The following is a 12,027-nucleotide window of genomic DNA, read 5'->3' as shown; positions in this document are numbered from 1 at the left end:
CCTAAAAACTTTTGGTGTATAACTAATATCGCCATGACTCTCTAAGCCATTCAGCACGTTGTAAAATGCCCGGAATTGCATTTGTGGTCCAGAATTCAAACGATACCCAGCCACTACTCATTCCACCGTGGCTAAAGCGTTTTACAAAAACCCCATGCTCGGTTGAAAAGGTCGCATTCATTATAGACTGAGCTGAGTTGAGTAAAATCGTTTCGAGCTCAATTCGGTTGTCTGGGACGGGAACTCGCGATAAAGACTGACGCATTTCCCGCCACAGTGAAGGATCAAAGGGTCTGCAGCTTGTTATACGTTGCGAGAGTTTTGTCAGCCCCCATCCTGAGAAGTTTGCCAATAACCGGACGTTTAGCACCATGCCACGCCGCCTGATGCAAAGGTGTATAGCCTTTTTCCGAGGCAGCATTGATGAAAGAGGGGTATTTTTCTAGTACGTTTAACAGAGGCTCCCATTGGCCCTTGTATGCTAATTCACTGATCTGTTTGGACAGAACATCATTGGCTGGTGTCATACAATCACTCGTACAGTTAACATGGAAAACTCCCGCTCATCTGAATTACCGCTTGTTGCCATCATGACCAGAATGATTCAGCAACCTAATTACACCTGGTCGTGCCAAACGAATCCGTCCGGCATGTAGTTGTACTTCCTTGAGCATCCGTTATTCGCGTAGTACCAAAACTATCAGTGCGTGATACCGTCCCATCGCTCCCTCGGGTGGTACCAAATGAATCGGTACGGTAGGTTGTATTCTCGCCGTTAGCGTTAGTTACCCTCGTTGTTCCAAAGGAATCAGTACGTGATACGCTTCCATTACTGCCACGGGTAGTTCCAAAACTATCTGTCCGCCAGCTATTACCTTTATCATTGCGAGTCGTGCCGAAGCTATCAGTTCGATAAGTGGTCGCAGTTGCATTTAAGCTGAACAGCAAAGTGGCAATTACAATCCCGTAGTTTCTCATCATTGTTGACCAGCCTTATTTGCAATTAATTAGTATTAGCTTGGGTAAGTACCACTTCAAAATCAGCAGCAGTGAGCTCGGCTGAAGCTTTTAGCATATCTCTTGCCAGAGCTCTGCGCCGGTTCAGTAATTCATCCAGGGTCTCTTCGAAAGTCATTAACTGACTATCACGCACAGTTGGATAGTAAACGTAGACATCTTTTTGCTGCCCTATGCGGTAAGCCCGGTCAGTTGCCTGATCTTCTTTGGCAGGGTTCCAACAGCGAGTAAAATGGATGACATGATTTGCTTTTTGTACATTGACACCAAACCCAACGGCTATCGTCGATAGGATGATAACGTTAAAACCCGGCGATGACTGAAAGTTATCGATCAAACTCTGACGGTTTTGGTCACTTCCGGATTTCGTGCTGGTATCACCATTAATGATAAAAGGCTTGAATCCAAAATGCTGCGAGACCAGATGCTGCAATTCACGTTGAATATCGCGTAGTTCAGTAAAGATAATGACCTTATCATCTGATGACTGGCGAATATTATTCAGCGTATCCAAAAGCCATTTCACTTTCGGAGCATCATTGCGTAAGCGTAAATCTGCACTCACGGAATAGGGCCAGGCGCAAATCAGCTTCAGGCGATGGAGTAATCCGAGCATCCCTGAACCACGTTGATCCAGACCTTCACTGATTTCCTGTTGGTTCTGCCAGCTCGCTACCGAATGTGTATAGAGATCCCGTTGCAGCGGCAACATACTGAGCTGCTTACAGGATTTATCTTCAATTTTCTCCGGAAGATCTTTTGCCACCTCTTCCTTCGTGCGACGCAGTGTCTGTGGTTCTATCAATTTTCGTAGCGATTCAAGCACCTTATCATCACTCTGCTGCTCAATTGGCCGCAGGTAATCTTTGCCAAAATTATTCAGTGCGCCCAGGAGACCTGGCTGAACAAAGTCAAACAAGCACCAGAGATCGACAAGCGTATTTTCAACAGGCGTTCCGGTACACGCGACTTTGAATTGCGCCTGAACAGCCTTAGCTGACTGGGTAATCAGGGCTGCCGGGTTCTTAATTTTCTGCGCCTCATCGCAAACCATGATCGACCAAGGCTGGCGGGCCAATGAAAATTCCTGATCGCGCAATGTTTCGTATGTGGTCAGTACGATCTGAGCGTTTCCCACCCAGTCAGTTTGCAGCAGGTTTTTAATCCCCTTGCTCTTTAACGCCAAAGGGATGCTCTCCTTAGCGCACTTTTTCTCTCTGAGTTCATTGCCGTAAAGCTTTAAAATCGATACCTGCTCGCGCAGGAAAAAATTACCGACCTCACGCTCCCAGTTGTCGAGTAGCGACACCGGGGCAACAATCAGAGAGGGCGGAGCATCCGGGAAACGCTCACGATGCCAGATGAGGAAGGTTAAAATCTGTAACGTTTTCCCCAGCCCCATATCGTCTGCCAGCAAACATCCCGCTGTCTCTGTTGGGGATTTAAGGTACAACTGCTGGAGCCAGGCAACGCCTTTACACTGATGCTCACGTAGCTGAATAGAGTCCTTAAGAATCATTGGAAGCTCGGCTTCAGCCAAGTGTGCTTCTAGCAAGGAGGTTCGCCGCTGTTTGACATACAGTGCCTGCTCAATATTCTGTTCGATCAGCAGGACAGCGCGACTCACCGGCTCAGTATTCGCGGTATTACTAGTTTCAGCATCGATTTTCTTTTTCCACTTTTCGTGGAAAACCTCTGCTTCTTCTCGTGGTAGAAGGTTATCGTTCCAGGGCATAGCGACTTCAGGAGCATCAGAGGCTTTTGCATCTTCCAGACGCGTTTCTAGCTCATGAAAATGCTGATGATTATCCAGGTCCCAGCCCGAGAACATGGCTTCACACATCTCCTTAGCGAGGTTGTCTGGAAGCCAATTTTCACTTTCACTTTTGGCCAGATACGGTGAACTGATTTTCTCAAACTCACCTATCCCTATGACCCTATCGCTGTACTTGTTGAGATCGAGTACGTGAGAAAAATTCAATCCCGCAGCCTGTTGCTGCCAGCCTTCCAGCAATGCCTGATACTCTTGCAATTCATTCTGAGTGAATCTGGACAGCTCGAGGTCATAGCCCTGCCAGACACCAGCAGGAAGATGCGCCGCTAATTTTTGTTCCAACTCAGTAATCAACGCAGCCAATTCAATCGGCCGATTAAACACGTATGTTTCATCTGGCACAGGCTGTTCAGTCCTGGGGATCAGGATCAGCGAAACAGACTCAACCTGCATGTTTTCATCAACCCGAGGCTCCAGACGGAAATCATAAAAATAGATCCCTGCATCCTGTAGATTCTGCTCATATACATCGGGATCAAGTACTTGGCTAGCTTCTTCGCCAATCCAGGTATACGGATTGCGAACAAATGAGAGCGCATCATCACCGGCAACTCGACGGCCGGTGATGGCATGTACAGAGGTAAGCACATCTTTGACTTCAGGTGAAAGAATGACGTGATTTAATTCACCGTCATCACCTAAAACACGATAACGATCTTGTACCTGCTGTGTACGATCAAAACTCTGCAGCCACTTTGCCGGCTGTTCGTCAAAAACCGGTTCTATTTCCAGCACGCGGGTATCCGCAACCAGAGATTTTCGCAGTTTTAGCTGCAACGACTCAGGCCTGATGACTATCGTTTTAGCAAGATAATCATCCAGTTTTGCTCCTGCCTTTTTAGCCAATCGACGTATTTTTGCCCAGCCGGTTTGATTGACCGTCTCACCCGGTGTCTGTCGCTGTTGTAATCTGAGTTGTTGCAGTGAGTCCAGAAGCTGCCAGTTCTCTTCGCTAAGCACAAATATGCCTTCCGGGGAGGAAAAGCTGGCTCCCTGGTTAGTGATCTCTATGGGGCGATAATCGTCAGGTGGGGTCCATTTATCAATGAAAACACGAAAAGTGTCATCACTGATGCTCCCTGTCGCAGCCAGATGAGCTGTCAGATTGCGCTGTGAAGGGAAGTTGAAAATTGCCAGGCTACTGGCATAATCTTCATTATTCAGAATGCGATAGAAGTCATCCCAACTGATAAACCAGCAATCCGACCAATGTGATACATAGTCCTCTTCATGGAGTTGCTCCAGGCATGAAGTGATAAGCCAGTTATCCTGAGCATCAGCAAGACTAAAGGGGAAAGCGAAGCCCTCTTCCTTAATTGTATAAAGTGGTACGAGTGAAGCAGGGGCTACTTTATTGTCATTAAGAAATTTACCTAACAATTTTTTGAACACTATTTGCTCCAGTACGTAAATTTACCCAGCACAGGTTTAAACCCGAGGCTTAATAATTTTTTGGCAGCCTCATGATCTGGTTCGTTGAACTGGATATGAATTGCTCCACCCATACCTCGTTTATCCATCACTTTACAATCAACAGACCGTATCACTTCCCTGATTTGCTGTTCTCGAGTCGTAGTATTCTGGGCTTCTTTTTTGGCTTTTAAAGAAGCCGCAATAATTTTGATCTGCTCTTCTCTGTTTGATTTTGATTCATTGTCCACTGATTTAGCAGGAGCAAATACGGACCCGCCTCCGCTTTGAGCTGCATTAAAGCGGGAGATATCGATAGTGGCTGATGGTTGATTGGAATCTTCTGCAACATAGTTAATACCTAGTCTACGAAGTTCTTCATCATAGCGGCTCATCCACCCTTCAATACGATTAAGCGAATAGTGCGTTACCGGAGACAAATGCGGTAAGCGCAGTCGTACTTTACGTCGGTTATTACGTTTATCTTTAAGATCATAATCAATGTCGAGAATGCTTGTTTCTGGATTAAACGGCGCATTATCGATATGGTAAGAGTACATTGCTCCCACTTTCGAAAACTCGACAAAAAGATAATTCCCAATTCTCATGATCATAGCATTGTTGTCGCGAGAACCGGGGCCTTGTAGATGGCTTAATCGCCCGGCATTTTTTGCCCGGAACTCGACATAATCGGTATCTTTCGAACGCAGAGCATCTTCACCCAACACAATTCGCGTATAACTCATCTGATTAGCAAATCGTAGCCAGTAGAACAGACGAGCCTGATCGACATCCCGATTACCTTTAAGCAACTCAAAGAACAGTTTCAGGTCATCTTTAGCGAACCACCCCTGTACCATAAGCAGCACCGCGTTATCGACATGAACCTGCCAGCCTTTATTGCGGCTAGTTAACTGAGGGTTTCCCCAATACTTCAGGGCTAACAGCTTAAGTTCAAGGTGAGTCCGGTGTTTAAAAATTGACTGGTAATAACGGGTAAGTGTAGCGGCCAGGATATTATCTTTAAAACGAGAAAGTTGACGGCTCAACGCGATTAGTTCATTAATTTTTTGTTCAAACTCATCGTCAGTCTGATGAAAAATCTCGCTCACCAGATGGTTAACAATTTTGCGCCATAGCCAACTGGTCTGCGGGATCTGTGCCACTTTTTCCAGCACGGAGATATCGGTTATTTCCCCACGTCCGAGCTGTTGCCCAAGAAGAAAACCCGCATTGTCGGTAAAAATATCGCCATAAGTGTCGATTACCGTCATCCATGACAACGGGCGAGGCGAACTCTCTTTTAACTGTTTAAACCCAGCAGCAATCTGCTTGCGTAACTGAAGCCACTGCGGATTTTCTTCGGGAGTATCGCTGACATGTCCAAAGTAGCTGGTACTTAACGCCAGCCACTCCCTACGCGTTAATCGTTGTTGTGCAATTTTGCTCTGAATTTCAGCCGAAATTTTGGCAAAGTTTACCGCATCATCAATGAGTGCTGTATCAAACAGATCTCCCTCTGCTACGTCATTGAGGCCAAAAAAGATCATCTTCCACTCAGATGGATGTGGCGTGTCTCCAGAACGCAATCGGGAAATTGCCTGCCTGCGTTTCTCCACAGGAGGCACCATCTGTACTGCGCGAGCATCTACCTTTCTTTCAAGTTGGCTGATGACACGCTGTAGATAGGTAAAAGGGTGCCCCACAACCGGCCCCACATTCTTTTCCCTGTAAGGAAGAAGGCGTGATTTCAGCTTCTCAATGGCGGACGTCATTGCACTACACCCAGTTGGCAGGTTTCCTGACTAATACCGGGGACGACTTCCATACTCTCGTCCTGTTTCTTATCTTTCAGGCCAAAGAACTGCATGCGTAATTCGACACGACGGCTGGCTTCTTTACTCTCTTTCGCATTGTTGAATGACACGCCACCCGCCAAAAATAATTTCCGAATCTGGATTTGCTGATCTGCAGTAATTCTTTGCTGCAGCGCACTTCTGCTATCCAGCAGACTGCACATCACCCATTCCGAGCGCTGAAGAGAGAGATGCAGGTTGTAGAGATACGAACCATCCGTGTCAGTAAACCCTTCAATAACGATCTGTTTAAACCATTTCTTACCTTCGTCGCTATTTGCCGCATCCAGGACCAACGGCACCACATCCTGCAAAGCCTGCTGCCCTTCTGGGGTAAGCGAAAAGCGGTTATGTTCAAAACGCCCTGCTTCGCCAAAACTAATACGGTTATCGTGACAATCGACATGTATCGTTTTATTCAGGTTCTTTGCCTGTAGCTCAAGTTTTTCACACAGACGGGCGATATCATGCCCTCGGGACTTTTCGCCTGCTTCTGCCTGCTGGATCCTTTGTGTGACGGAACTAAGTGATGCCACCATGACGACCAAAAATAGCACCATCATGGCTGTCATCAGGTCGGCATAGGAAATCCAGAATGGTTTTTCCGCTTCATCACTACGACGCTGCCTGCCATTGAATGCCCGGTTAAACATCAGCTTGTTCCTTACGCGCGACGACTACGGAGCACGGTTTCCAGCGTATCAACGCTTTCACCGATAATTTCAACAGAAGAACTTAAGGCGCCTGCCGCTTTTGTCAGTTGCGTATCCATCTCCTGGAGCGAACGGTTCAGGCCGCTTTCCACCCCTGTGGTGAAGGACTCAAAGCTGGTGCCCATCACATCAGCGACGTTGTGGAGGAATTCCTGGGCTTCACGGTTATATTGTTGCAGGCGATCGGAATACGACTTCAGATCCTCAACAAACCGGCTGCGGGATGTTTGCTCATCGTGGCTGCTATTGATCAGCGTTTCTAGTGCGCTGATGGCGTTAGCCACAACCTCACGGGTGTTGCGATAATCGGCAATCAATGCGCCCAGCTCAGCGCTGGCGCTGGAAAGGGTTCTGCCTGCTTGCTGGGTGCCATTCAGAACGTCTGCAGTCAGATTATTAGCTTCGGCGACACGATTCCCCGCTGTTTCAAAGCGATCGGCAGCCACCCGCATTTTATCGGCTCCAGTCTGAATTTCTTCCAGGTGACGCGTCGTGTTTTGTGCCATTCGTTGCAGTAAATCGCCTGATGCGGATTGCTGCTCACGCAGCATCTGCATTAACGCCTGAACCTGACTCTCAAGCTGGCCGATGATTTTCTGGGCTTCCTGTTGCAGAGCATTCTGAGCGAATTGCTGTTGCTGGCTAAGGGATTTCTGACCTTCTTCCAGTTGCCCAAACAGGGTGCCCAATTGGCTACCCAATTGATCGATACCGCTGGTCATTTTCTCTCGTAGGGCATCCTGACCGGAGTGCATAGTTTGTTGCAGAGCAGCCATAAAATCTTGTTGTTGCTCGGCGGCCGCCTGTTCACGAGCTTCGCTACGGGCTAATAGTTGTTGGGTCTCTTCATGCAAAGCACGCTGACCTTGTTCCTGGGTCTGGCTCATCTGTTTTTGTCCGGACTCAAGCTGACTAAATACACCTGCCAGGTTTAGCGTAAGATCTTCAACACCTTTGCTCATATTGCTCATCAACAGATTTTGTGCCTGATTTTGCTGCTGATTAAGTTGTTGCTGACCATTTTCCAGTTGTGCGAACAAGGTTGCCATATGGCTGCCAAGCGTATCCACAGAGGCCGCCATTTTCGCCATCGTTTCATTTTGTCCCTGTTGAACATTGGACTGAATGGCTTCAATAAAGGCACGCATCTGTTCCGCCATCGCTTTTTCACGTGCTTCACTGTCGGCAAAGATTTTTTCCAGCTGATGGGCCATGCGTTCGCCGGCGCCTTCACCTTCTGCGCCAATGCGGGCTACAGATTCCTGCAGGCTTCGCAGCATGTCATTCATACCCGCCTGCATCTCTTGCTGGCCGCTTTTCATTTCGCTGAGTAACTGAGAGATCAGTTGGGCACTGCCCTGACGCGAATCATCCCCAGCCTGACGCATATCCTGCAGCAGGGTAGAGAAACCGCTTTGCATGCTCTGGATCGCCTCCACAGAACGGCCCATCATCTCCTGCATCGTGGTGAACTGCTGACCAAACGTGTTATCCATTTTGTTCATAAAAGCAGTAAGGACGTTCTCAAGCATCGACTGCACTCGATGGCTCTGATCGCCGGAGGCGGTTTGCACCACGCCCGCAATTTTGTCCAACGGGCTTTTCAGACTGGTTTCAATAGCGCCGCTAACCTGCTCCGCAATCTGCTGGCCTGATTCCCGATAGGTGGAAGACAACGTCTCTGCCAGTTTCTGATTTTCTCGCACCTGACTGTCCACCAGGTTCTGTAGCATCTCTCTTAAATCGCTGACCAAACCATCTTTCAGCTGTTTGGCATGAGTGGTGTTTTCTTTGGTACTGGAGAGGAGCTGCGAAAGGTAATCTTCGCCGACACCGCCTTCAAAAAGCTGGTCGATGCTGGCGGTCAGAAACTCAAGATTTTTATAGCATCTCGCCAGACGCCACTTTTCAAACATGGTGACCAGGATGGAGAAAGCAATGGCAAAGGCGGAACCTAAAAACGCATAAAGGACATCACGCAAAAGGTTAGCTACGCTGGCGCTCACTTGTTCTGGCGTGCTGGGGTCAAAGTGGTGCAAACCGATCATTAGGCCTGAGAAGGTCCCGATTATCCCAATCCCAGTCAGGATACCAGGCAAATGCTTAAAGGCTTCCGTATAGAGTGGAATTTCCACCAGTAAAGGTTCAGAGAACCAAGCGGAAGCTGGGGCGGTAGAACGAATGCTATGGATCCGTTTCTGCCCGCTGTCTTCATCTAACTCAAACTGACGATGCAGCGACTCTTTAAACTCGCTCCAGGGATGTGCAAAAAACTTCCCGGAAAATAATGCATCCAGTTTTTCCAGTTGCTGGGCCGGTTTATCTTTGGCAATCAGTTGAATCGCCCTCGCTTTCTGTTTAAAGCGGGCTGAAATCACAAAAGAAGGAATGGCATAGCGGGCAATGAAGCACACCAGCAGCACCGCAACAACAAGAGCAACATATTTCGGCACATTTTCTGGATTAACAGAGGTTAACGTGTCGAGGAACGAGGTCAGCGAAAACATCTACACACCTTGAGTGAAGAAAAAGACATTTGCAGGGGGAATCACCAGCAAAGAAAAACCGCCCGCTCAGTATAGGAAAAATCTGAGCTTTGGCGCTATAAAACGTTATCTGAGCCACAAAAACATTGATCGACCGCATGAGTAATAAATTTAAATTCCTTGATGTAAATAATTCATCAGGCTTATGATTGGCAACTCAACGACAATGTAATTTAAATTTATTCGGGTTACAGGATGGCGCGAAGCTACAAAGATATCGCCCAATTTACGGCAGGCTCGCACATCAGCCGTATCCAGCAAAGTGCAGATGGGCCCGCATTTCGTTTCTATGCGACCGAACAGTTTCTCGTCGATGACTGGCAGTCAGCTATTGTGTCAGCAGAGAAAGAGCAGTGGGTTAAAACGCATCAGGAGGTTGTGCTTACGCAGAAAGGAGATGTTGTCATCAGCCTGATCCATGGCAAGGCTGTTCGTGTGAGTGCCGAAAATGCCGGGCGTATTTTAGGTAATAACTACGTCAAAGTGGATGTTGATGCCAGTCGGATTGATGCCGCGTGGTTCCTCTGGCATTTCAATGAAAGCCCGGAGGGACGACGTCAGCGGATTCAGACCACCCAGGGTTCTACCGTCGTACAGCGTATCGCGGTTAATGAACTGAAAAATTTTACCGTCTCCCTCCCGCCACTCGCACAGCAAAAAGCGATGGGAGGGCTCTATCTGGCGGCGCGAGAAAAACGCTTTTATCAGCAGCGGATTGCTGTCCTGAGTGAACAACAGATCCTGAGCCTGCTCAGTGGTATGATTTGACTTATTACGTCACCCTTTCGTGACGAAGAAAAACAACAGGAAGAACTATGTCTCCCCAGATTGAAGCGCAAAATTTAAGTGAACTGCAAGGCCGCCTATGGAATATCGCCGATACCCTGCGCGGTAAAATGAATGCCGATGAATTCCGCGACTACTGCCTAGGTTTTATCTTCTACAAATACCTGTCAGAAAAATTTGTCGCGTATGCGAACAAGATCCTCGCGGAAGACGGCATTCAGTACAATGAACTGACTGCGGAACATCCGGCTTATCAGGATATCGTTGATGCGGTAAAAGAAGACAGTATCCAGACCTTAGGCTATTTCCTGCCGCCAACGGATTTGTTCCACACCATGGCTGAGCGTGTGGCTAAAGACCCCAAAGGCACAGGTACTGGCTTTATTCTGGAAGACCTTACCACTACCCTACGCAGCATTGAACAGAGCACGCTGGGCACCGACTCCGCGGATGACTTCAGCAACCTGTTTGAGGACCTCGATTTAGGCTCAAGCAAGCTCGGCAACACTGCGAAAGCAAAAAACGAATTGATCGGCAAAGTCGTCACTGAGCTCGACAAACTGAGCTTTAACCTGAGCGAAGCGAGTTCCGATATTCTGGGTGATGCCTACGAGTACCTGATCGGCCAGTTCGCCTCAGGCGCAGGTAAGAAAGCCGGGGAGTTCTATACCCCGCAGCCGGTTTCCACCCTGTTGGCTAAAATCGTAACCACCCACAAGCTGAAGCTGAAAAACGTCTATGACCCGACCTGTGGCTCTGGCTCTTTGTTATTGCGCGTAAAACGCGAAGCCTCGTCGGTGGGTAAAATTTACGGTCAGGAGATGAACCGTACTACCTATAACCTGGCGCGTATGAACATGATCCTGCACGGGGTTCACTATGCGGATTTTGAGATCATTCAGGAAGATACGCTGGAGCACCCGCAGCACACGCATCTGAAGTTTGACGCCATCGTCGCCAACCCACCGTTCTCCGCCAAATGGAGCGCCAGCCCGCTGTTTATGAACGATGACCGCTTCGCACAGTACGGTAAATTAGCGCCGTCGAGCAAAGCAGACATGGCGTTTGTGCAGCATATGTTCCATCACCTGGAAGATGACGGCACTATGGCGGTGGTTCTGCCTCATGGGGTCTTATTCCGTGGCGCAGCAGAAGGTCACATTCGTCAGTTTATGATTGAGAAGCTGAACTGCATTGATGCAGTAATCGGCCTGCCTGCCAATATTTTCTACGGCACCAGCATTCCGACCTGCGTACTGGTACTGCGCAAGTGCCGTAAGCACAACGACAGCATTCTGTTTATCGATGCCAGCAATGACTTTGAAAAGGTGAAAACTCAGAACCGCCTATTGCCGGAACATATCGACAAAATCGCCGATACCTACAACGACTGGATAGCTGTCGAGAAGTACAGCCATATCGCTACTTTGGAGGAGATCCGTAACAACGATTACAACCTCAATATTCCGCGCTATGTTGATACTTTTGAAGCGGAAGAAGAGATTGACCTCAACGCCGTGGCGCAGGAAATCCGCGACCTGGAAGGGAAAGTTGCGGAGATTGATAAGACCATTGCCGGGTTCTGTAAGGAGTTGGGCATTGACGCGCCGTTTACGTTGACGGAGGGGAATAAGTAATGGTGCCGAAACTGAGGTTCAAAAACTTTAAAAAGATGGAAGAAAAAAAATTAATAGATTTTGCACCATTACAGCGTGGTTATGACCTCCCAGTGAGTCAGATTGAGAGTGGAGACTATCCAGTTGTTTTTTCAAATGGAATATTGAAAAAACACCGTCAATATAAAGTAAAGGGGCCAGGAGTAGTGACTGGTCGCTCTGGTACAATTGGCAAAGTTACCTATGTCA

At 48.0% G+C, this 12,027-nt stretch carries 7 protein-coding genes and 1 pseudogene; 3 read left to right on the top strand and 5 right to left on the bottom strand.

All coding sequences use genetic code 11. The features are described from left to right. Positions 1 to 284: 284 nt before the first annotated feature. From INF86_RS18650 to zorA1, 5 genes are all read right to left on the bottom strand, one after another. Positions 285 to 527 carry a hypothetical protein gene (locus INF86_RS18650; protein ID WP_154051917.1) on the bottom strand — a complete coding sequence of 81 codons (243 nt, stop codon included), beginning with the start codon at positions 525 to 527 and terminating at the stop codon, positions 285 to 287. Between the two features lie 476 nt (positions 528 to 1,003). Next, complete coding sequence (gene zorD, locus INF86_RS18645) at positions 1,004 to 4,243, bottom strand: type I Zorya anti-phage system protein ZorD (RefSeq protein WP_063948593.1); 3,240 nt, start codon at positions 4,241 to 4,243, stop codon at positions 1,004 to 1,006. After that, the gene (gene zorC / locus INF86_RS18640; RefSeq protein WP_193543793.1) at positions 4,243 to 6,036 is read right to left on the bottom strand and encodes a type I Zorya anti-phage system protein ZorC; all 1,794 of its coding nucleotides are present in this window, start codon (positions 6,034 to 6,036) and stop codon (positions 4,243 to 4,245) included. Before zorC ends, zorD begins: the two co-directional genes overlap by 1 nt. Beyond that, a complete protein-coding gene (gene zorB1 / locus INF86_RS18635) occupies positions 6,033 to 6,770 on the bottom strand; it encodes a type I Zorya anti-phage system protein ZorB1 (RefSeq protein ID WP_063948595.1) in 738 nt (245 codons plus the stop codon). The genes zorC and zorB1 overlap by 4 nt, the downstream gene beginning before the upstream one ends. Before the next feature lie 11 nt (positions 6,771 to 6,781). Beyond that, positions 6,782 to 9,337 (bottom strand): type I Zorya anti-phage system protein ZorA1, encoded by a 2,556-nt coding sequence (gene zorA1 / locus INF86_RS18630; RefSeq protein ID WP_193543792.1) that lies wholly within the window; start codon positions 9,335 to 9,337, stop codon positions 6,782 to 6,784. A 234-nt stretch (positions 9,338 to 9,571) separates the two neighbouring features. Between zorA1 and INF86_RS18625 the strand changes: the two genes are divergently transcribed. The 3 genes and pseudogenes from INF86_RS18625 to INF86_RS18615 form a co-directional block, all read left to right on the top strand. Further along, positions 9,572 to 10,144, top strand: a complete 573-nt coding sequence (locus tag INF86_RS18625; RefSeq protein ID WP_193543791.1) for a restriction endonuclease subunit S — start codon at positions 9,572 to 9,574, stop codon at positions 10,142 to 10,144. A 47-nt stretch (positions 10,145 to 10,191) separates the two neighbouring features. Continuing rightward, positions 10,192 to 11,799 carry a type I restriction-modification system subunit M gene (locus tag INF86_RS18620; protein ID WP_063948601.1) on the top strand — a complete coding sequence of 536 codons (1,608 nt, stop codon included), beginning with the start codon at positions 10,192 to 10,194 and terminating at the stop codon, positions 11,797 to 11,799. Further along, positions 11,799 to 12,027: pseudogene (locus INF86_RS18615) on the top strand (hypothetical protein); the annotation flags it as partial. The gene INF86_RS18620 and the pseudogene INF86_RS18615, both read left to right, overlap by 1 nt.

Source organism: Enterobacter cloacae complex sp. I1M, assembly GCF_014982425.1.
Lineage (GTDB): Bacteria > Pseudomonadota > Gammaproteobacteria > Enterobacterales > Enterobacteriaceae > Enterobacter > Enterobacter intestinihominis.
The sequence above is the reverse complement of the archived record's forward strand: the minus strand, read 5'-3'. Positions and strand labels throughout refer to the sequence as shown.

Coding starts and splice junctions, on each gene's coding strand:
- INF86_RS18650 (WP_154051917.1), bottom strand. CDS start 527: ATGACACCAGCCAATGATGTTCTGTCCAAACAGATCAGTGAATTAGCA.
- zorC (WP_193543793.1), bottom strand. CDS start 6,036: ATGACGTCCGCCATTGAGAAGCTGAAATCACGCCTTCTTCCTTACAGG.
- zorB1 (WP_063948595.1), bottom strand. CDS start 6,770: ATGTTTAACCGGGCATTCAATGGCAGGCAGCGTCGTAGTGATGAAGCG.
- zorA1 (WP_193543792.1), bottom strand. CDS start 9,337: ATGTTTTCGCTGACCTCGTTCCTCGACACGTTAACCTCTGTTAATCCA.
- INF86_RS18625 (WP_193543791.1), top strand. CDS start 9,572: ATGGCGCGAAGCTACAAAGATATCGCCCAATTTACGGCAGGCTCGCAC.
- INF86_RS18620 (WP_063948601.1), top strand. CDS start 10,192: ATGTCTCCCCAGATTGAAGCGCAAAATTTAAGTGAACTGCAAGGCCGC.